Origin of the sequence: Cobetia sp. SIMBA_158, assembly GCF_046566945.1 — a bacterium.
GTDB classification, from domain to species: Bacteria; Pseudomonadota; Gammaproteobacteria; order Pseudomonadales; family Halomonadaceae; genus Cobetia; species Cobetia amphilecti.
This window is the reverse complement of the sequence record NZ_JAWJYL010000004.1, coordinates 218,760-240,375: the sequence shown is the minus strand read 5'-3', so window position 1 is coordinate 240,375 and position 21,616 is coordinate 218,760. Positions and strand designations below refer to the sequence as shown.

The window sequence follows — 21,616 nt, the reverse complement described above, 5'->3', positions numbered from 1 at the left end:
ATATGGCCCGTGCTTGTTGGTGGTACGGAGACTGCGGTGCAAGCCGCCCCAAACGTTGATCATGTAGGAATACCATGAGCGAGAGCTTTGCTGATTTATTTGAACAGTCACTCCAGGACATCAACATGGAGCCGGGCGCAATCGTGTCCGCTACCATCGTGGATATCGATGGCGACTGGATCACTGTCAATGCCGGTCTGAAGTCTGAAGGTCAGATTCCGTCTGAACAGTTCCGTGACGAAAGTGGCCAGCTGTCCATCAGCATCGGCGACGAAGTCATGGTTGCACTGGAAGCCGTGGAAGATGGCTTCGGTGAGACCCGCCTGTCCCGCGAGAAGGCCAAGCGTGCCGAAGCGTGGAAAGAGCTGGAAGCCGCCTTCGAGAAAGACGAGATCGTCAAGGGCGTGATCAACGGCAAGGTCAAAGGTGGCTTTACCGTCGACATCAACACCATCCGTGCCTTCCTGCCGGGTTCTCTGGTCGATGTCCGCCCTGTGCGCGACACCGCCCACCTCGAGAACAAGGAACTGGACTTCAAGGTCATCAAGCTCGACGCCAAGCGCAACAACGTTGTCGTGTCCCGTCGTGCCGTCCTCGAAGCCGAGAACAGCGCTGAGCGTGAAGCCCTCCTGGCCACTCTGCAGGAAGGTCAGCAGATTCAGGGTATCGTCAAGAACCTGACCGACTACGGCGCCTTCGTCGACCTCGGCGGCGTTGACGGCCTGCTGCACATCACCGACATGGCATGGAAGCGCATTAAGCATCCGTCCGAGATCGTTGCTGTCGGCGACGAGATCAATGTCAAGGTGCTGAAGTTCGACCGCGAGCGCAACCGTGTGTCTCTGGGTCTCAAGCAGCTGGGCGAAGATCCGTGGGTCAACATCAAGGCTCGCTACCCGGAAGGCGCCAAGATCAACGCACGCGTCACCAACCTCACCGACTACGGCTGCTTCGCCGAGCTGGAAGAGGGCGTCGAAGGTCTGGTCCACGTGTCCGAAATGGATTGGACCAACAAGAACATCCACCCGTCCAAGGTCGTCAATGTCGGCGATGACGTGGAAGTGATGATTCTGGACATCGACGAAGAGCGTCGTCGTATCTCCCTGGGTATCAAGCAGTGCACCACCAACCCGTGGGAAGACTTCAGCGGCAAGCACAACAAGGGCGACCGTGTCTCCGGTACCATCAAGTCAATCACTGACTTCGGTATCTTCATCGGTCTGGAAGGCGGCATCGACGGCCTGGTTCACCTCTCCGACATTTCCTGGAACGAAGCTGGCGAAGAAGCCGTGCGTCGTTACAAGAAGGGCGAAGAAGCTGAAGCGGTCATCCTGTCCATCGATCCGGAACGTGAGCGCATCTCTCTGGGCGTCAAGCAGCTCGAGAGCGATCCGGTCTCCGAGTACCTGGCCGTCAACGACAAGGGCGCTATCGTGTCCGGTCGTGTTGTCGACATCGATGCCAAGGAAGTTCAGGTAGAGCTGGCGACTGACGTCATCGCTATCCTGAAGGCTTCTGAAATCAGCGCTGACCGTGTCGAAGACGCACGCAACGTCCTGAGCGTCGGCGATGCTGTCGAAGCCAAGATCGTCGGTGTGGATCGCAAGAGCCGCCTGATCAACCTGTCCGTCAAGTCCAAGGACCAGGTTGAAGCACCGCGTCGCGATGCTGCCAAGCCGCGTACCCAGGAAGTCGAGAGCAACGGCCCGACTACCATCGGTGATCTGATCAAGCAGCAGCTGGGTCAGGAGTGATCCCGAGACACTCCACCTCCTCGTGAGGTGGGGTGTCCGGATCCACGCTGAGGTGACATGCCTCTGGTAGTCACCTCAGCGTCTCCGAATCGGTATCCTGCATGAGACGCATGTCATATGCGGGAACGAAAAAAACCGCCACCCTTCGGGGTGGCGGTTTTTTCATGCCTGGTCGTTACGGGTGGCTGCGGGTCATCGTTGATCGTTGTTGCTGGTCATTACCAGTCGCCACCTGTGCACCACCTCATCTGGCGTCGTTCAGTGCGCCTGCGAGGCCGCGGGCTGACTGACCTTGGCCAGCAGTTGCATCTGACGTAGCGAGATCGTGCAGTACAGGCTGCGGTAGAGCGTCGGTTCCTGCTTCGGGTCGGTCTTGAGCAGGCGAGCTTCCAGCTGGTGGATGTCGCTGGCCAGCTGTTCCGCGTCCGGGGTCTGAGTCTGTCGTGCGGCTGTCTGAGTCATGTAAAGGCGCTCCGTGAGTCCATGGTCGTGGATGGGATCAGGGTCGGCTCTTCTTGTGGGTGTCTCGAGGTGCGTCGCCACGCTGGCCTGTCATGGCCCTTCGTGTGTTGGCGTGGCGGCGTCTCTGCCTGCTCTTGCGGCAGTTCTCGACCTGCGTGGCAGGTCTCAAGGTCGCAAAGGAGCCTTTGCCTGACACTGCAGCCTTCGTGTGTGAGCACTGCTTGGCTGCAGCTACTGCATGGGTCTGTGCCGTATCTCTATGCCGGTATTTCTATACCGGTATTTCTATACCGGTATTTCTATATCTAGGCTGTGTGCCGGGTTCTGCGGTGCCTGACGTCTTGCCTATCAAGCATAGCGGAAGGTCTACAGTGCACCTTGATCCATGTCAGAAGGATGACGTTGCGCTGACAGGCTGTTGCGAAGTGGCGAGAGCCAAGTAGCAACAGTCCGAGCCTCAGTATATGACGGGGCGGCCGCGCGCGACTCAGGACGCCTCGTGATCGCTCTGCTCGCTGTCTGCGCCAGCGTTCGCCGCTGCCGTCTGGCGCTCAAGATTGGACAGCATGCCACGCAGGATGGAGAGCTCGCGACGTGTCGGCTCGGCACGCGCGAACAGGGCGCGCAGCCGCTCTTCGGTCTGGGAGTGGGGCTGGTTGAGGAAGCCGGAGCCCTGCAGGGCGCGACCGAGATGCTCATGGAAGTAGCCGAGTTGTTCGCGGGTCGGCAGCTGATCATCCTCACGGCGCGCGACAGGCGCCTCCTGAGGCTTGTCGAGCGTCAGACGCCATGCACTGCGGCACTCGTGCGCCAGCACCTGGACGGCCTGTGAGACGTTGAGGATGCCGTAGTCCGGGTTGGTGGGGATCGACACCTGATGCGTGCAGCAGGCGATCTCCTCGTTGGTCAGTCCGAAGCGCTCGCGGCCGAATACCAGCGCCACCTTGCCATCGCGCGCGATATCCATGGCGTGCGCCGCCATCTCGCGTGGCTCATCGAAGTGGGGCAGCGGGACGCTGCGCAGGCGAGCGCTGGCCCCGATGACCAGCTGGCAGTCATTGACGGCGTCTTCCAGGCGCTCGACCACGCGCGCATTTTCCAGCAGTTCCGCGGCACCGCTGGCCATGCGTGTCGCTTCCTCGTCGGGGAAGCAGCGCGGATTGACCAGCACCAGGTCCTTGATGCCCATGGTCAGGATGGCGCGAGCGGTGGCGCCGATGTTGCCGGGATGGAAGGTCTGCACCAGTACGACACGCACATTGTCGAGGGCGCTAGTGGTCGGGGAAGCGGCGGGGGTATCAGTCATGAGAAGGTCCTGGGCAAGCGAGGCGCGCGGCCTGAGCGGTTGGCGTCATCGGTCGTGACCGTAGGCATTTCAGCCTCAATGCATCGTCAGCCTCGATGCACTGTCATCACCAGGCGCCATGTCTCGGGTCGCGGCAAAAAGTGGCGCCTAGTGTAGCGTGGTGAGCGGGAGGCGTCAGGTACCGAGAGCCGCGGCGCTTACTGCATGAGGGCCACGGCGTTCACTGTATGGGTCTCGCGCTGCTCGCCGCATGGAGCTCGCAGCGCTCGCCGAATGACAGGCATGAAAAAACCGCCCCTGCTTGCGCAGGAGCGGTTCGGGTCACGACGGGTGAGTCGTGGGGGGAGGCTGGCTTACATCATGCCGCCCATGCCACCCATGCCGCCCATACCACCCATGTCGCCGCCGCCGGCAGCGGCCTTGTCTTCCGGATCTTCAGCGATCATGCATTCGGTGGTTATCATCAGGCCGCCGATGGAGGCCGCGGACTGCAGTGCAGAACGGGTCACCTTGGCCGGGTCCAGTACGCCCATCTCGAACATGTCGCCGTAGACGCCGGTAGAGGCGTTGTAACCGTAGTTACCTTCGCCAGCCTTGACGTTGTTGAGCACGACAGAGGCTTCTTCACCGGCGTTGGTGACGATCTGACGCAGCGGCGCTTCCATGGCACGCAGTGCGATGGCGATACCGTGAGTCTGATCTTCGTTGTCGCCCTTCAGGTCGACCAGCTGACCCAGCACGCGAACCAGGGCAGTACCACCGCCAGGCACGACGCCTTCCTCGACGGCTGCACGAGTGGAGTGCAGGGCGTCTTCGACGCGAGCCTTCTTCTCTTTCATCTCGACTTCGGTGGCAGCACCGACGCGGATGACGGCAACGCCGCCGGCCAGCTTGGCGACACGTTCCTGCAGCTTCTCGCGGTCGTAATCAGAGGAGGTTTCCTCGATCTGAGCGCGGATCTGGGCAACGCGTGCTTCGATATCGCCTTCGTTGCCGGCGCCATCGATGATGGTGGTGTTTTCCTTGGACATGGTCACGCGCTTGGCGGTGCCCAGGTGGTCCAGGTTGGCCTGCTCGAGGTTGAGACCGACTTCTTCGGAAATCACGGTACCACCGGTCAGGACAGCGATGTCCTGCAGCATGGCCTTGCGACGGTCACCGAAGCCCGGTGCCTTGACGGCAGCGACCTTGACGATACCGCGCATGGTGTTGACGACCAGAGTCGCCAGCGCTTCGCCTTCGATGTCTTCGGCGATGATCGCCAGCGGCTTGCCGGACTTGGCAACGCCTTCCAGCACCGGCAGCAGTTCGCGGATGTTGGAGATCTTCTTGTCGACCAGCAGGATGTACGGGTCTTCGAGTTCGACCGCCATGGTGTCCTGGTTGGTGACGAAGTACGGAGACAGGTAACCGCGATCGAACTGCATGCCTTCGACCACTTCCAGCTCGTCTTCGAAGCCGCGACCTTCATCGACGGTGATGACGCCTTCCTTGCCGACCTTCTCCATCGCTTCCGCGATGATCTCGCCGATGCGAGAGTCGCCATTGGCGGAGATGGTGCCGACCTGGGCGATGGCCTTGGTGTCGGTGCACGGCACGGACAGTTCACGCACGGCCTTGACGGCTTCGATGACGGCCTTGTCGATGCCGCGCTTCAGGTCCATCGGGTTCATGCCCGCGGTCACGCCTTTCAGGCCTTCGTTGACGATGGACTGAGCCAGCACGGTGGCGGTGGTGGTGCCGTCGCCAGCCACGTCAGAAGTCTTGGAAGCGACTTCCTTGACCATCTGGGCGCCCATGTTCTCGAAGCGATCCTTCAGCTCGATTTCCTTGGCGACGGAAACGCCGTCCTTGGTGACGGTCGGGGCGCCGAAGGATTTTTCCAGTACCACGTTACGGCCTTTCGGACCGAGGGTAGTCTTGACCGCGTCGGCCAGGACATTGACACCACGCGCCATGCGCTTGCGTGCATCATCGGAGAAACGAACGTCTTTTGCAGCCATGTTTATCTCTACCTTTAATCAGTAAGTCGAAGCGTTGGAACCCGAAAAAGCTGAAACTCAGCCTTCCACCACGGCGAGGATGTCGCTCTCGCTCATGATCAGCACCTCTTCGCCGTCGATTTTCTGCTTCTCGACGCCGTAGCCATCCTTGAAGATCACGGTATCGCCGACTTTCACGTCCAGCGGGCGAACTTCACCGTTTTCGAGGATGCGACCGTTACCGGCAGCGAGAATCTCGCCACGGGTCGGCTTTTCCTGGGCGCTGCCGGGCAGAACGATGCCACCTGCAGTTTTCTGTTCTTCTTCCACGCGACGAACCACGACGCGATCGTGCAAGGGACGAATGTTCATTGCTCACGTTCTCCTGATGGTAAATCCCGCCAGCTCCCGTTCTTTGTCGGTGAGTCTGGCGTTCAATGGGGTTGCCTACCGAGTGTTGGGCCCCGCCGCTGGGGGCGTGGCCGTTATCCATTGCACCGCTTTTATGGTGGCGGGGGGACAGCTTTCAAGTAGGCGATCATAAAAAAATTTCAAATCGGCGCATCTTGTGCGTCGCATGAAAGCTACGCACCCTAGGTGCAGTCTGTCTACCGCAAGGTTCCGCCAGATGAATCAACGGCTTGAGTGTATCCGAGCCATTCACCGTTGGCATATAGCTGGCAGCCTCTAGACGGTGTCCATTGGTACAAGACGCCAGAGGGTGGTCATCGGCCAGGGTGAGCGTCATTGCAGGACGCAAGGGTTCGGGCGGGCAGCTCACAGAGCGCGAACTCTGCCAGTGACAGGCGGGGGGCAGGGAAGGGGTAGTACACGCCAAGGCTGGACATGGCAGCGTGATGGAGCCTGTGAAGCGAGATATCACGAATCAAAAAGGCCCGGCACTGGTGTTCCAGTGCCGGGCCCATCGCTCTCTAACCTGCCTCTCAAACATGACTTTCAAACATGGTTCTCAAGCAGACGATTACGCGTGGTGCTTGTGCGTGACAAGGCGCTAGAGGCGCGGCTCGTCACGGCTGATGTAATCGCCTTCCAGCGGCTCGCCGGTCTGCTGGCTGCTGCCTTGCTGCCCCGCATGGTTGCCGCTTGCGTGCTGCTGATCGCCACTGGTGCGTGATGCGCTGTCAGCACGGGCGTCGGCTTCCCAGTCACCCGTGCGGGTGCTGCGCGAGGTTCCCGCAGCCGAGAAGCGGCCCTTGAAGAAGCGCGCGATCGCGCCATTGCCGCTCAGGCCACGCGTCAACAGTCCCCGTGAGGCGGGGAGCAGGCACAGCAGGCCGAAGGCATCAGACAGAAAGCCCGGCGCCATCAACAGGGCGCCGCCGAAGATCAGCGCCGCGCCTTCCATCAGCTCGCCGGAAGGCATCTCGCCACGTTGCAGGCGTTCCTGGGCGCGCATCAGTGTCGCGCGACCTTCGCGGCGAATCAGATGCAAGCCGACAGCACCGGTGATCAGCACCAGCGCCAAGGTCGGCAGCAGGCCGATCTGGCTGCCGAGGCTGAACAGCACCACGAAATCCAATAACCCGAACAGGGTAATCACTAACAGTATGGGCATCGTCTCTCCCGAAGCAGGTAAATGGCAGGTTGCGCCAATGCGTCAAGGGTAAACCAGCCGCCGGATGGGGAACAGTCGAATCGGGCTCATGGCCGGCTGATGAGCGGCTGATGATCGGCGGCGTGGATGGCTGGCGCTGCAGGAGTAGCGGTGCCATGCTGAACGATGTTGCATGTTGCAGTGCACAACAGAAGGACTGGGCAGGGAGAACCGGCCAGGGAGGGTTGGACAGACAGAGCCCAGGCGTCCGCAGGGGGCGGGCCGAGGCTCACTCATCAGCATTCCCGGCTCTCGCGCACGCTGTTGACGGCGTGCGTTGACGCCGCCAGCGCGTTGCGTTGGCGGATCTCGCCTGCGTTGAGGCAGGACACGCCGTGATCTGTTGCACTGCATCATGAGAATTCACCGCGAGCTGGCAGCGGGCGTCATCCCGAGGCATTCTCTGTCACGATGACGCTCAACACTGAAGGACGCGGTGCGGGACACTCGACACATAGATCGTGACGCCCGTACGGCATGCGGGCCTCGCATCCGGCAGACGTTCCTCACTGCCGGCAGACAACCTGGGAGACGGGACATGAAGCTTGACGACAAGGTCATCGCGATTACGGGCGGCGCTCGTGGGCTGGGGTTGGCCATGGCGCGCTATCTGGGCGAGAAGGGAGCGGTACTGGCGCTGCTGGATATCGAACAGGACGGCCTGGATGACGCCGTCGCGAGTCTGGAGGCTGCAGGCATCAAGGCGCAGGGTTTCGTGACCAATGTCGCGGAAGAGGATTCCGTCACGGCGGCCTTCTCGGCCATCAAGAGCGCATTGGGACCGGTGAGCGGTCTGGTCAACAATGCCGGCATCACCCGCGATGGGCTGCTGATCAAGGCGCGTGATGGCGTGGTGGAGAAGACCATGTCGCTGTCCAGCTGGCAGCAGGTCATCGATGTCAATCTGACCGGTGTCTTCCTGTGCACGCGGGAAGCCGCCAGCCAGATGATCGAGGCCGGCCAGCCGGGCGTGATCGTCAATATCTCCAGCATCTCGCGCGCCGGCAACATGGGGCAGAGCAACTACACCGCCGCCAAGTCCGGTGTTGCGGCGCTGAGCGTGACCTGGGCCAAGGAGCTGGCACGCTACAGGATTCGCGTCGGTGCCGTGGCGCCGGGCTTCATCGCCACCGAGATGACCGCCGGCATGAAGCCGGAGATGCTCGACAAGATCAAGAGTGGCATCCCGATGCGCGACCTGGGCCGCCCGGAAGATATCGCCAGCAGCGTGGCCTTCATCTTCGACAATGACTACTTCACCGGGCGGGTGATCGAATGTGATGGTGGTCTGCGCATCTGACCTGATGGCTGGCGTCAGCCGATGAGACTGAAGCCCCCGCGATGGCAGCATCGTGGGGGCTTTCTCATGGCGAATGCATCCAGCGCAGGCCGCTGCGCGTAGAAGTCAGTATTGCCGTTCATTGCTACAAGGAGACACGTCATGCAACGTCGCCAATTCATGGGGCTGGTGCTGGGGGCGGGAGCGATGCTGGCGCTGCCCAGGCTGTCTGCCGCGCGTCCGGAGCTTGAGCTCGAGCGCGGCGCGGACATCACGCCGCTGACCCTCGAGGAAGACGAATGGCGTGCCCGCCTGAGCCCGGAGCAGTATCGCGTGCTGCGCGAGGAGGGTACCGAGCGTGCGGGCTCCAGCGAGCTCAACAAGGAGCACCGCGAGGGGGAGTATCGCTGTGCCGGTTGTGATCTGGCGCTGTTCTCTTCTGCCACCAAGTTCGAGTCCGGCACCGGCTGGCCCAGCTTCTTCGATCATATCGAAGGCCGCCTTCTGACCAAGACCGACTACGGACTCATCTGGCCGCGCACCGAATATCACTGCGCGCGCTGCGGCGGGCATCAGGGGCATGTCTTCGAGGATGGCCCCGAACCCACCGGCCTGCGCTGGTGCAACAATGGTGTCGCGCTGCGCTTCGTGCCCGCGTGAGGCGCTTGGGAGGCATCCCGGCTGGCGCAGTGAGCGGCTAAAGCAATCTTGCCGCTTTGTGGTAACGTGACGACATCGTGATACAGACGGCCCGGTCGATTCCACGACCGGGCCGTCTGTATATTGCCGCATGAATTCTGCTGTAAGGGACTGACGTTTCATGGACGCTACTGCAACTGACGCTACCACTTCCCGTCCTGCACCGACGCTGTCGCCCGCTGCCACCACTCGCCGCATCCAACAGGCGCTGGCCGGTGAGCTTGGGGTGCGCGAAGAACAGATCACCGCCACCGTCGAGCTGCTGGATGGCGGCGCGACCGTGCCGTTCATCTCGCGCTACCGCAAGGAAGCCACCGGCGGGCTCGATGACACCCAGATGCGTCAGCTCGAAGAGCGCCTGCGCTATCTGCGTGAGCTGGAGGAGCGGCGTCAGGTAGTGCTCGAGTCGATCGCCGAGCAGAACAAGCTGAGCGCCACGCTTGAGCGGGATGTGCTGGCCGCCGACAGCAAGCAGCGCCTGGAAGATCTCTATCTGCCGTATCGCAAGAAGCGCCGTACCAAGGCCCAGATCGCGCGTGAAGCGGGGCTTGAGCCTCTGGCCGATGCGCTGCTCGCGGACCCGACGCTGGAGCCGGAGGCTCAGGCGGCTGGCTTCGTCGCTGCCGACAAGGACGTTGCTGATACCAAGGCGGCGCTGGATGGCGCCAAGCAGATTCTGATGGAGCGCTTCGCGGAGGACGCCGCGCTGGTCGGTCGCCTGCGTCAACGTCTGTGGGACGACGGCATCCTCAGTGCGCGCGTCATGAAGGGCAAGGAGCAGGAGGGCGCCAAGTTCTCCGATTACTTCGAGCATGATGAGCCGCTGCACAAGGCCCCCTCGCACCGTGCGCTGGCCATGCTGCGTGGCCGCAACGAAGGCGTGCTGAGCCTCGCGCTCAAGCTGGAAGGCGAAGACGACCTGCCGCGTCACCCGATGGAAGGCGCCATCGCGGCGCATTTCTCCATCGAGGATCAGGGGCGTGCCGCAGACCGCTGGTTGAAGGAAGTGGTGCGCTGGACCTGGCGCGTCAAGCTTTATACCCATCTGGAAAGCGAGCTGATCGGCCGCCTGCGCGAGCGCGCCGAGCAGGAGGCCATCCAGGTCTTCGCCGACAATTTGAAGGACCTGCTGCTGGCGGCGCCGGCGGGCCCCAAGGCCACGCTGGGCCTGGACCCGGGCCTGCGTACCGGCGTCAAGGTCGCGGTGGTGGATGCCACCGGCAAGTATGTCGATCAGGCCACCATCTATCCGCATGCGCCACACAATCGCTGGGACGCCTCGGTGGCCGAGCTGGTCAAGCTGGTCGAGCGGCATGACGTCGAGCTGATCGCCATCGGCAACGGCACCGCCTCGCGCGAGACCGACAAGCTGGCCGCCGACGTGCTGACGCGCCTGTCCGGCCGTCGCCTGCAGAAGGTGATGGTCAACGAGGCCGGCGCATCCATCTATTCCGCCTCGGAATATGCGGCGCGCGAATTCCCGGACCTGGACGTGACCATCCGCGGCGCGGTCTCCATCGCCCGCCGTCTGCAGGACCCGCTGGGCGAGCTGGTCAAGATCGAGCCCAAGTCCATCGGCGTCGGCCAGTACCAGCACGATGTCAGTCAGGTGCAGCTGGGGCGCAGTCTGGAAGCCGTCGTCGAGGATTGCGTCAACGGTGTCGGCGTCGACCTCAACATGGCCTCAAGCGCGCTGCTGTCACGCGTCGCGGGTCTCAACACCACGCTTGCCGAGAATATTGTCGCGCACCGTGATGCCAATGGCCGTTTCGCTTCGCGCCAGGAATTGCTCAAGGTCAGCCGGCTGGGTCCGCGCACCTTCGAGCAGTGTGCCGGTTTCCTGCGCATCGCCTCCGGCAAGAATCCGCTGGATGCCAGTGCCGTCCACCCGGAGGCCTATCCGCTGGTCGAGCGTATCGCCAAGGCGCACGGGCGTGATCTGCCGAGTCTGCTGGGTGACAGCGCCTTCCTGCGCACCGTGAAGCCGACGGAATTCACCGATGAGCACTTCGGTCTGCCGACGGTGACCGACATCCTGCGTGAGCTGGACAAGCCGGGACGCGACCCGCGCCCCGAATTCCGCTTCGCCGAGTTCAAGGAGGGTGTCGAGACCCTCAAGGACCTCGAGCCGGGCATGAAGCTTGAGGGCGTCGTCACCAACGTGACTCACTTCGGGGCCTTCGTGGACATCGGCGTGCATCAGGACGGCCTGGTACACATCTCTGCCCTGTCGCAAAAGTATGTTGCCGACCCGCGCGAGGTGGTCAAGGCGGGCGACATCGTCAGCGTCAAGGTGATGGAAGTCGACATCCCGCGCGCGCGCATCGCGCTGAGCATGCGCATGAGCGATACTCCCGCCGAGAAAGGCGCGGCAGGCGAGGCGCGACGCGGCGCAGAGGGTGGTCGCGGTGGGCGCTCGCAAGGCGGCGGTGGCCGTCAGGAGCGCGGTGGTCGCGGCAGCAATTCTGGCGCGAGCGGCGGCGCGGCACCGGCCAACAATGCGATGGCAGCAGCATTGCTCAATGCGCGCAAGTCGAAATCATAAGCCTTGAAAGCATTTTTTACGCGCCCATAATGTGGGCATACTGACCTGACGCGAACGGTAGCTGCCGTTCGCGTCTTGCATGGCATCCGGTGCAGCACGCGGGCCATGGTCATCCAATTCGACCGGAGAGGCTGGGCTTCTCCCCATGCGAAAGGGTTCATACCTTGTCCGAGCAACTCGCGTCCGCCATTGCGCGACTCACGCCCCAGGCCCGTCAGGGTCTCTTCGGGCGCCTGCGCCGTGGTATCGAGAAGGAAGGCCTGCGGGTTACCGCTGGCGGTGACATCAGCCAGACGCCGCATCCGCGTTCTCTGGGGTCGAAGCTGACCCACCCGTACATCACCACGGACTATTCCGAGTCTCTGCTCGAGTACATCACCCCGGTGTTCACTCGTCCCAAGGAGTCGCTGGAGTTTCTGGCTGACCTGCATCGTTTCAGCTATCGCAACCTGGGTGATGAGCTGATCTGGCCGGCCAGCATGCCGCCGCGTCTGCACGGCAATGACAGCGTGCCGATCGCCGATTACGGCACCTCCAACAGCGGCACCATGAAGCATATCTACCGCAAGGGGCTGGACGTCCGTTACGGACGCATCATGCAGTCGATTGCCGGTATCCATTACAACTTCTCGCTGCCGGATGATTTCTGGAGCCTGCTGCAGGGGCTGGAAGGGGCAGAGGCGGAAGATGCGCGCGACTTCCGCTCACGTCGCTATTTCGAGCTGATCCGCAACTTCCGTCGTCACAGCTGGATCCTGCTCTATCTGTTCGGCGCCTCGCCGGGCATCGATGAGAGCTTCCTTGACGGCGGCAATGATGATCGTCTCAAGCGTCAGGCGGACCGCAGCCTGGTCTCGGCCTACGCCACCAGCCTGCGCATGTCGGACCTGGGCTATCAGAACAAGGTGCAGGCGCAGCTCAAGATCTGCTTCAACTCGCTGGACAACTTCGTCGGCACGCTGCGTCACGCCATCGTCACGCCGTGGAAGGATTACGAGAAGCTGGGCGTCAAGCAGGCCGATGGCAGCTGGTCGCAGCTCTCCAGCAACATCCTGCAGATCGAGAACGAGTACTACTCCGACATCCGTCCCAAGCGTGTCACCCGGCAGAACGAGACGCCCAGCCAGGCACTGGAAGGGCGTGGTGTCGAGTACATCGAAGTGCGTTGTCTGGACCTCAACCCCTTCCTGCCGGTCGGGATCGACGAGACGCAGATCCGCTTCCTCGATACCTTCCTGATCTGGTGTCTGCTGACCGAGAGCCCGTGGATCGACGACGAGGAATGCGCCACGCTCGACAACAGCAAGCGTCGCGTGGTCGAGGCCGGGCGTGATCCGGAGCTGACCCTGAGCGTCAATGGTGAAGAGCGTCGCCTGCGCGATCTGGCGGCCAACATCATGGATGAGCTGGGCGAAGTCGCGGGCCTGCTCGACAGTGGTGACAAGACAGGCAGCGCGCACCGTGATGCGCTGGCAGCGCTCGCGCCGCGCTTCGACGATGCCCAGACCACACCGTCGGGCCGTCTGCTGACCAGCATGCTCGACAACGGCAGCAACTTCGTCGACGAAGTGCTGGCACTGGCCAAGGGTCAGGCCGAGCAGTTCAAGTCAGAGCCGACGGAGCGTGCGCGCGGCTATCTGCTCGATCAGCTGGTCGAGACCTCGCTGCAGCAGCAGGGCGATATCGAGAAGGGCGATCATCAGGATTTCGACACCTTCATGGCCGAGTACTTCGCGTCCGCCCATGGCACGCAACCGGCGTGATCTCGTGACGCAACGCCAATTCATGTTCAGGTCATCGCGACACGGCATGATAGGCATCAGTCGCTGATAGTGACGGATTCGGCTATCGCTTCATCATCGGCGCCTCAGGCTTGAGGCGCCGATGATGTATGTGGCCTGTGCAGCCAGACTGAGCGCGGCTGCGGGGCACGACGCGGTGCAAGCCTCAATGCAGTCGCAGGGCCTTGATGGCCTTGCGGCTGCGTCATTTCTCACCCATGACTCCACTGGAGTTCCACCGGCAAGGACGGCAAATGACACAAGCGGACAAACAATCGGGGCAGCAGCCGGTAACGCGCAAGGGCGGGCTTGCCCGCCTGGCGAGCTGGAGCGGGCGTCAATGGTGTCTGTTGGGAGCGCTGGGGTGCGCCTTTTTGCTGGGCGTGGCCTTCGTGCTGCAGTTCGCCTTCGATCTGGCGCCGTGTTCGCTGTGCATCTTCCAGCGCGTGGCGGTGGCCGTGGCCGGCGTCTTCTTCCTGCTGGGAGCCTTGCATGGCCCCGGACGCATCGGCACGCGTATCTACGCGCTGGGCGCACTGGCCGGCAGCATTGGCGCGGTCGTGCTGGCGGGTCGCCATATCTGGCTGCAGTCACTGCCGCCGGATCAGGTGCCGGCCTGTGGCCCGGGCCTCAACTACATGCTGGAAGTGCTGCCGGTATGGGACGTGATCACCCAGGTGCTCAACGCCTCCGGTGAGTGCGCCCAGATCAGTGCGCAATGGCTGGGTCTCTCGATCCCGCAGTGGTCGTTGATCGGCTTCTGTGGGCTGGCGCTGGTACCGCTGGCGATGCTGTGGAGCAGCTTCCGCCGTTGAGGCAATATGCCCTGCCACCATGGTGGGGGGTTGGCAGCGTGCACGGCATGGAGGATAGTGGGTTGGCAGCGGGGCGAGCACCGGATGTCAGCCCCTATCGTTCGGGTCATGCCAGAGGAGGCGCCCATGCTGGAGGAATGCACCACTGCGGCGGAACGCTTTCGTGGCGTTCATCAGTTGGTTGATCGCTGGCTGGACCAGCGACGCGAGATGCTGGTCTGCTTCATGGATCTGCACGAGGCCTGCGTCAATGACCTCGATCAGCTCGAGATGACACGCGTCAATCGCTTCATCGAGCTTTTGATGGACTACATCTCGGCGGGGCATTTCGAGGTCTATCCTCAGCTCAAGGAAGAAGGCCGTGTCTTCGAGGACACCGCGGCGCTGGCGGTCTGCGAGCAGCTGATGCAGCGTCTGGAGCCCTCCACCGAGCTGGTGCTGTCCTTCGATGAGGATTTCTCCAGTCCTACCCGCTGCCAGCACTATCGCGCACGACTGCCGGAATGGCTGGCCCGCCTGCAGCAGGGGCTGACCGAGCGTTTCGCGCTGGAGGATCAGCTGATCCAGCGTCTGCATGCGGTGCACGAGCCCATGGCCCAGTCGGCCCCATCGGTATCCTGAGGCCGCCTCCCGCCAGGCACCCATCAAAAAGCCCCGCCAGCATTCGCTGGCGGGGCTTTTTGATGCTCATCCCGATGCATGTCTCGAAAGAGGCTTACATCAGTGAGGAGGCTTCCGGACGCTCGATCTCGGTCAGTTCGATCTCGCCGGTCAGCAGATCACGCTCGAAGGTTTCCTTGTCGATGTTGAAGCCAAGGAATTCCTGCGCGAGATACATGTCCTTCTCGGCGTTGCCCAGACAGCTGGTGCCACCCGGTGACGGCGTCATGTTGAAGACGATGCCGGTGCCCGGATTGATCTTGGCTTCGCCCATCACGAGCTTCTGCTTGCTCTTGTCGATCAACTGCGGACGAACGCCACCGAAGCCCTTGGCGAAGCTGACGTCCTTGACGTCCAGGCTCGGCACGATCTTCTTGATGTCGCCGTGGAACAGGCGCTCACGCAGCACCGGCACCTCGAACATGAAGTTCTTGAAGATGTAGTTGCGGATGTCGCGCACCTTCATCAGGTCCCACAGGGCCTTGACGACGTTGCGGTCCATGCGCAGCACCTTGAGGAACTCCCAGAAGGTCTTGCCGTTGTAGCGTTCCAGCAGCGGCAGCATCAGGGCGGTCGGACCGAAGCGGGTCTTGCCTTCCACCAGCACGTCCGGGTCGCCGTGGACGGCGGCGAACGGCAGATTCTCGTTCTGGATGGTGTAGACCTTGCCGTTGAGCACCTTCGGGGTGAAGTAGAAGGAGCCGGCCATCGGCAGGCAGGACTTGTCCAGGCCGTAACCCATCTTGTGGGCGAACAGCAGGGAGTGACCGCCGGCGCTGACCACGACATAGCGTGCGCTGAGCTCGCCCTTGTCGGTCTTGACCTTGTAGACGTCACCTTCCTTGCGGATGTCTTCAACGGCGGTCGAGAGGCGAACGTCGAAGTTCATGCCTTTCTCGGCCGCTGCCTTCTCGCCTTCGCTGACGAAGGCTTCCGACAGGGTGGTGTAGTTGACGGCGGTATATTCGTCGGTGGAACCCAGTGCGACGATTTCCTCGTCAGGACGACGACCTTCCACCACCTTCGGCTCCAGCTCGGCGATGTCATCACGCTCGAGCAGCTTCAGGTTGGGGAACAGCTGCTTGAAGGTGTCGAAACGCTTGCGCAGGAACTGGCATTCCTTGGCACCGACCGCCAGCACCATCTTCGGATACTTGTAGACGATGTGATCGCGCTCACTCTCGCTGAGCTTGGTGGCGAAGTTGACCACCATGCCCGCGGTGCGCTTGGTCACACGCGCCTTCTCGACCGTGTAGTTGGTCTCGATGTCGCCGCAGTGAATGGTCTGGGAGTTGTTGCGACCGTGCGAGTTGACGATCGCGACGTGGTCGTACTTTTCCACCAGGCCGACCGACTTGAGGTCGGTGTAGCGGGCGAGTTCATAGAGAAGGGCGGTGCCGGACACGCCGCCACCCACAATCAGGACATCGTATGTCGTTGAGGACATGGCTGCTCACGCTCAAGGTTGGTGAGGGACATCCCCCGGACCCGACCGGGATTCCGGAGGCCGTCCTGCCGTGACGGGGCAAAAGTTGCCGCACCAGGCTCGACGGTTCGATGGACACACATTATAGACACATCTTGTGCGAAATGATTCAGCAAATAAGGTCGACTTTATGGTGAATGCTTGTAGCCACATGAAAACCTTATAGCTGAGGCTGCTCGACCTTATGGATAGATAAAATCCATGTAAATCAGTCTTTTATCAGTCGCGAAGCGAAATGATCCGCCAATCGCGCGCGTCAGCGGCGGCGCGCAGTTGCTCATCCGGGTCCACTGCGATGGCAGTATCGACACGCTCCAGCAGCGGCAGGTCATTGATGGAGTCGCTGTAGAAAGTGCTGCCATCCAGGGTGTGGTCACGCTCGGCCAGCCAGGCCTCGAGGCGGGTCACCTTGCCGGCCTGGAAGCTTGGGACGCCGCTGACGCGTCCGGTGTAGCGGCCGTTGACGATCTCGGGCTCGATGGCGATCAGCTCATCGACGCCCAGGCGGTCCGCGATGGGAGCAGTGATGAAGCGATTGGTGGCGGTGATGATCAGCAGGGTGTCGCCGCGTGCCCGGTGACGTGCCAGCAGTTCTTCCGCCCGCGGCAGGATGATGGGCTCGATCTTGGCGGCCATGAACTGCTGGTGCCAGGCCGCCAGCTGCTCCGGACTGTTCTCGGACAACGGCTTGAGTGAGAAGGCCAGGTATTCGTGAATGTCCAGCTCGCCACTCTGGTAGAGCTGGTAGTAGCGCTCGTTGGCTTCACGGTAGACGTTGGCGTCGACAGCGCCCTGTTCGACCAGAAATTCGCCCCAGGCGTGATCACTGTCCCCGGCGATCAGGGTATTGTCGAGATCAAAGATGGCCAGACTCACGGAAAACTCCTTGCTCTGCCCAGCCGCACTCGGCTGGGCGACAGACACGGACAACAGAGCACGATAGGGTGCCGGCCCAGTGTTTGCGCGGGTGTACGGTGGCCGACGAGCAGTCTCGCACGGCCGTGTTGCACTGCAATAGCGTGAAGGCAGCGATTATTGCAGAGGTGCTCGGGCTTTCACACCGCCAAACCGCGTATTGAAGCGCTTTCAGCCTTTGTGGAAGAATGGTTTCAATTAACGAATCAAAGGTGACATCCGTGATCGACGCTGACGGCTTTCGCCCCAACGTTGGCATCATCATTGCCAACTGTGAGGGCCAGCTGCTCTGGGCGCGCCGGGTAGGACAGAATGCGTGGCAGTTTCCGCAAGGGGGCATCAAGCCAAACGAGACACCGCAACAGGCGCTGTTTCGTGAACTCGAAGAAGAGATCGGCCTGAAAGCTGAGGACGTCGAGATACTGGCCTGCACCCGTGGATGGCTGCGCTACCGGTTACCCAGACGCATGGTAAGAACGCACTCCCGACCGATCTGCATCGGTCAGAAGCAGAAGTGGTTCCTGTTGCAGATTCGCTGTCAGGACAACCGCGTAAGTGTGGATACCACGCCCAATCCTGAATTCGATGGCTGGCGTTGGGTGAGCTACTGGTATCCGCTGGGGCAGGTCGTGGCCTTCAAGCGCGAGGTCTATCGGCGCGCCCTGCGTGAGTTGGCGCCGCGTCTGCAGCGTCTGGTGGACACCGAGCGGCTCAAGGCGCTCGCCGAGGGGCCATCGCTGCATGAGGCGCGGGGCGCCTGCGGGCCGTCTGGCGCCAGTGGCTCACCGGTCGGTACTGCCAACGCGGCGGCCAAGGGGCTCGATGGCACAGGTGCCGGTGACCCCGGGGCCGGTGACGCCAGCTCCGAAGGGCAAGGGCGTCATTCGTCCGGTTGATGGCGTTGATGGGCGCGGGTGGCTGAGCGTGGGTCACGCCGCCTTGGCTGAGCAATCACCTTCTCGACGTCTTCGATGCGCGAGATACACCATGCTTGAGGTACTCCATGCTTGAGGTGCTACGTCGTATCGTTCAGGAGGTCAATGGCGCACGTTCTCTGGACGCGGCACTGGCGACCATGGTGTTGCGCATACGCAAGGCCATGAAGACGGACGTCTGCTCCGTCTATCTGCTGGCACCGGAAAGCGATCGCTTCGTGCTCAAGGACACCATCGGTCTGCGCTCGTCGTCGGTGGGGCAGGTCAGTCTGGCACGTGGCGAGGGCCTGGTCGGTATGGTGGCGCTCAGAGAAGAGCCGCTCAATCTCGAGGATGCGCCCGCACACCCCCAATTCCGTTATTTCGAGGAGACCGGAGAAGAGCGTTTCTCCAGCTTCCTCGGTGTCCCCATCATTCATCAGCGTCGTGTGCTCGGGGTGCTGGTCATCCAGCAGCACGAGAAGCGCCGTTTCGATGAAGGGGAGGAAGCCTTCCTTGTTACCCTCGGAGCGCAGCTGGCGGGAGTGCTGGCTCACGCGCTGGCCACCGGGGCGTTGGGCAAGCTGGCCGGTACCAGCGGCCAGGCGACTTTCTCCGGCGTGGCCGGCTCGCCCGGTATCGCCATCGGCAAGGCCTTCGTGCTGTCTCCGCCCGCCGACCTGGACGCCGTCCCTGATCTGATCCCCACCGATATCGAATTCGAGATCGCACGCCTCAAGGAGGCGATCAACGCCGTGCGTGAAGAGATTCGCGTCGCGGCGGAGCGTCTCGCCAGTCGTATCTCCACCCAGGAACATGCGCTGTTCGAGGTCTATCAGCAGATGCTGGGTGACGCGGCGCTGGGGCAGGAAGTCGAGAAGCGCATCCGTGAAGGACAGTGGGCGCCGGCGGCGCTGGCCGATATCGTGCGCCGCCATGTGCAGTATCTCGAGCGGGTCGATGACGACTATCTGCGCGAAAGAGCCGCCGACATACGGGATCTTGGGCGCCGCGTGTTGTCACACCTGCAGGAAGAGGGTGACAGCGGTCCGATCGAATACCCGGAAAACACCATCCTCATCGGCCACGAGATCAGCCCCGCCACGCTGGGGGAAGTCCCGCGGGAACGCCTCAAGGGGCTGGTCGCGGTCAGTGGCTCGAGTACCTCGCATGTCGCCATCCTGGCGCGTGCGATGGGGATTCCCACTGTGCTGGGCATGGTGGATCTTCCGTTGTCGCGACTGGGCGGTGCACCGGTCATTCTCGATGGTCACCGTGGTCGACTGGTAGTGCGTCCCGAGCTTGAGCTCGGCGCCTACTATTCACGGTTGATCGAGGAGGAGCAGGCGTTGAGTGCGCTGCTGGAACAGGAGCAGGATCTGCCAAGCGTGACCCCGGATGGTCATGTTCTGCCGCTGATGGTGAATACCGGCCTGGCGCTGGATTCCGTCGCGTCGCTCAAGTCGCGGGTCGGCGGGGTCGGGCTCTACCGCACCGAAGTGCCGTTCATGATGAGTGACCGCTTCCCCAGCGAGCAGGAGCAGGCGCGTCTTTATCGTGAGCAGCTGCTGGGCTTCGCGCCGCTGCCGGTCACCATGCGCACGCTGGATATCGGCGGCGACAAGGACCTGCCCTATTTCCCGATCAACGAGGCCAATCCTTTCCTGGGATGGCGGGGCATCCGGGTGACGCTCGATCACCCCGAGGTGCTGATGGTGCAGCTGCGGGCCATGCTGCGTGCCGCGGAAGGGCTGGACAACCTGCGCATCATGCTGCCGATGATCTCGGGAATCGAGGAAGTCGATGCGGCGCTGGCGCTGGTCAATCGGGCGCTGGTCGAGCTGGCCGAAGAGGGCATCAACGTCTCGCGGCCGAGTGTCGGCGTGATGATCGAGGTGCCCGCGGCGCTCTACCAGCTGGAAGCGCTCGCCACCCGAGTCGACTTCTTCTCGGTGGGCTCCAATGATCTCACCCAGTATCTGCTGGCGGTGGACCGCAACAACCCGCGCGTGGCGAGTCTCTACGATGCTTGCCATCCGGCGGTGTTGCGCGCCCTGGCGCGTCTGGCGGAAGAGTCGCGTGCGCTCAAGATGCCGGTGAGCGTCTGCGGTGAGCTGGCGGGCGACCCCGCCGGGGCCTTGCTGCTGCTGGGCATGGGCTTTGACAGCCTGTCGATGAATGCCCCGAGTCTGCCACGCGTGCGTGCGGCCATTCGGCGGGTGTCACTGAGTGCGGCGCAGGGGCTGGTGGACGAGGTGCTGTGTCAGCCCACCGCCGATGAGGTTCATGACCTGTTGCTTCATCGCCTGCAGGCCTGGGATCTGGCCCATCTGCTGCCGCCGCGCGACAACGCGCCCGTGGCACAGAAAGCCGGCGAGACGACTAGCTGAGCCGCCAGCTGCCGATATCTCCTTCCTCGTCGCTCCCCGTGGCGAGCAAGCGGGTCATGGCCCTCCGGCTGGCGATGGTATGGCCCTCAGGGCTGAAACGGCGCTCCAGCAGGATCATGGTCTGCACCACACCAGACGGATCAGCCGTATCCCTTGTCGGGTGGCGTTGCCAGCGCACCAGGGTCGAGGCCCGCGTGCCATATTCGGCGCTGACGATGAACGGGCTGGACAGCAGGGCTTCGCGTTCGGGCGAGAGTCCGGTGGCCGGTAGCTGAGTCGGCGCGGGCCGCCAGTCATCCTTGAGCAGGTCGAGCAGCGCGTCGTCGCTCAATGGCCGTGCGGTTGTCTGACCAGCACGGGCTGACGGGGCGAGGAGGGCTGCCAGGCGGCCACTCAGGCGTCGTTGCTTGGGCCAGGCGCTCTCGGGATGGCCATTGCTCAGGCTGTGGACGCCCGCGCCGAGGCGGCTCACCTCGGCCCCTTGTGGGCCATGATGCAGGCGCCACAACGCCTTGCCATCGCAGACCAGCAGGTTGCACCAGTCCACGGCCTCAAGCGTCAGCGCAGACAGCTTCTGTGCGTCCGCTCCCTCCAGTGCCGCGGGCACGCTCTCTCCCGCGACCAGTGCGCGCAACCAGTCTTCAAGGTGCCAGCGCGAGCATCGGCCCAGCGCCTGACGCGCCGCGGCCGCGACCAGCTGGCCACGGCTGATGCTGGCCGTCGGGGCAGGGTGGTCCAGCTGGCGCACGTTGGTCAGCGTGGCGAGGCTGCCGGCGGGGTGCATGACCAGCCAGCCGCCGCCGGCCACCAGGTCGCGTCCGCCGCACAGGACACCATCCGGCCACACGCAGAGCCCGGCGGTGGCGCGTGCGTGAAACTCATCCCGGTTGCCGATCAGTAGCAGGCATTCGCCCTGCGGCGAGTCCGGTTGCCAGTCAAATGCCATCAGGCACATGTCGCCACTCCATCAGGGGGTCGGGAGAAAATAGCGCCTCTGTCACGCTGGCACTGCA

At 62.8% G+C, this 21,616-nt stretch carries 16 protein-coding genes and 1 pseudogene; 9 read left to right on the top strand and 8 right to left on the bottom strand.

Translation table 11 applies throughout. The features are described 5' to 3' along the window. Positions 1-74 precede the first annotated feature (74 nt). Entirely contained in the window at positions 75-1,754 is a 1,680-nt protein-coding gene (rpsA, locus tag R2R70_RS08775) for a 30S ribosomal protein S1 (RefSeq protein WP_043331442.1), read from the top strand. 258 nt (positions 1,755-2,012) lie between these two features. Here the strand turns inward: rpsA and R2R70_RS08770 are convergent, their stop codons facing one another. The 5 genes from R2R70_RS08770 to R2R70_RS08750 all read right to left on the bottom strand — a co-directional run bounded on the left by R2R70_RS08770 (position 2,013) and on the right by R2R70_RS08750 (position 7,080). Further along, the gene (locus R2R70_RS08770) at positions 2,013-2,216 is read right to left on the bottom strand and encodes a hypothetical protein (protein ID WP_410977828.1); all 204 of its coding nucleotides are present in this window, start codon (positions 2,214-2,216) and stop codon (positions 2,013-2,015) included. Between the two features lie 487 nt (positions 2,217-2,703). Next, entirely contained in the window at positions 2,704-3,522 is an 819-nt protein-coding gene (locus R2R70_RS08765; RefSeq protein ID WP_404325223.1) for an RNA methyltransferase, read from the bottom strand. Positions 3,523-3,875: 353 nt separating this feature from the next. After that, positions 3,876-5,525, bottom strand: a complete 1,650-nt coding sequence (groL, locus tag R2R70_RS08760; protein WP_043331439.1) for a chaperonin GroEL — start codon at positions 5,523-5,525, stop codon at positions 3,876-3,878. A gap of 57 nt (positions 5,526-5,582) precedes the next feature. Further along, positions 5,583-5,876 carry a co-chaperone GroES gene (locus R2R70_RS08755; protein ID WP_043331438.1) on the bottom strand — a complete coding sequence of 98 codons (294 nt, stop codon included), beginning with the start codon at positions 5,874-5,876 and terminating at the stop codon, positions 5,583-5,585. A 640-nt stretch (positions 5,877-6,516) separates the two neighbouring features. Beyond that, positions 6,517-7,080, bottom strand: a complete 564-nt coding sequence (locus R2R70_RS08750) for an FxsA family protein (protein ID WP_410977827.1) — start codon at positions 7,078-7,080, stop codon at positions 6,517-6,519. Positions 7,081-7,657: 577 nt separating this feature from the next. Between R2R70_RS08750 and R2R70_RS08745 the strand changes: the two genes are divergently transcribed. From R2R70_RS08745 to rsd, 6 genes are all read left to right on the top strand, one after another. After that, a complete protein-coding gene (locus R2R70_RS08745) occupies positions 7,658-8,419 on the top strand; it encodes an SDR family oxidoreductase (protein ID WP_153636394.1) in 762 nt (253 codons plus the stop codon). 141 nt (positions 8,420-8,560) lie between these two features. After that, the gene (gene msrB, locus R2R70_RS08740) at positions 8,561-9,058 is read left to right on the top strand and encodes a peptide-methionine (R)-S-oxide reductase MsrB (RefSeq protein WP_107336174.1); all 498 of its coding nucleotides are present in this window, start codon (positions 8,561-8,563) and stop codon (positions 9,056-9,058) included. 160 nt (positions 9,059-9,218) lie between these two features. After that, positions 9,219-11,642, top strand: coding sequence for a Tex family protein (locus R2R70_RS08735; RefSeq protein ID WP_279839851.1), 2,424 nt, complete (start codon positions 9,219-9,221; stop codon positions 11,640-11,642). 164 nt (positions 11,643-11,806) lie between these two features. Then, on the top strand, positions 11,807-13,405 hold the full coding sequence (gshA, locus tag R2R70_RS08730; protein ID WP_082388318.1) for a glutamate--cysteine ligase: 1,599 nt from the start codon (positions 11,807-11,809) through the stop codon (positions 13,403-13,405). 272 nt (positions 13,406-13,677) lie between these two features. Next, on the top strand, positions 13,678-14,238 hold the full coding sequence (locus tag R2R70_RS08725; protein WP_410977826.1) for a disulfide bond formation protein B: 561 nt from the start codon (positions 13,678-13,680) through the stop codon (positions 14,236-14,238). A 126-nt stretch (positions 14,239-14,364) separates the two neighbouring features. Next, on the top strand, positions 14,365-14,859 hold the full coding sequence (rsd, locus tag R2R70_RS08720) for a sigma D regulator (protein ID WP_410977825.1): 495 nt from the start codon (positions 14,365-14,367) through the stop codon (positions 14,857-14,859). Between the two features lie 94 nt (positions 14,860-14,953). Here the strand turns inward: rsd and R2R70_RS08715 are convergent, their stop codons facing one another. Both R2R70_RS08715 and R2R70_RS08710 read right to left on the bottom strand, forming a co-directional pair. After that, positions 14,954-16,345: an FAD-dependent oxidoreductase gene (locus R2R70_RS08715; protein ID WP_043331433.1), complete on the bottom strand. Its 1,392-nt coding sequence runs from the start codon at positions 16,343-16,345 to the stop codon at positions 14,954-14,956. A 258-nt stretch (positions 16,346-16,603) separates the two neighbouring features. Continuing rightward, the gene (locus R2R70_RS08710; RefSeq protein ID WP_054555583.1) at positions 16,604-17,260 is read right to left on the bottom strand and encodes an HAD family hydrolase; all 657 of its coding nucleotides are present in this window, start codon (positions 17,258-17,260) and stop codon (positions 16,604-16,606) included. Positions 17,261-17,520: 260 nt separating this feature from the next. Between R2R70_RS08710 and R2R70_RS08705 the strand changes: the two are divergent. Together R2R70_RS08705 and ptsP are read left to right on the top strand one after the other, a co-directional pair. Next, positions 17,521-17,985, top strand: a pseudogene (locus R2R70_RS08705) (RNA pyrophosphohydrolase); the annotation flags it as partial. Positions 17,986-18,302: 317 nt separating this feature from the next. After that, positions 18,303-20,603, top strand: a complete 2,301-nt coding sequence (ptsP, locus tag R2R70_RS08700; RefSeq protein ID WP_052384254.1) for a phosphoenolpyruvate--protein phosphotransferase — start codon at positions 18,303-18,305, stop codon at positions 20,601-20,603. On the opposite strand, the gene R2R70_RS08695 is transcribed toward ptsP, so the two are convergent. Next, a complete protein-coding gene (locus tag R2R70_RS08695) occupies positions 20,596-21,558 on the bottom strand; it encodes an NRDE family protein (protein ID WP_410977824.1) in 963 nt (320 codons plus the stop codon). The genes ptsP and R2R70_RS08695 overlap by 8 nt on opposite strands. Positions 21,559-21,616: the final 58 nt, after the last annotated feature.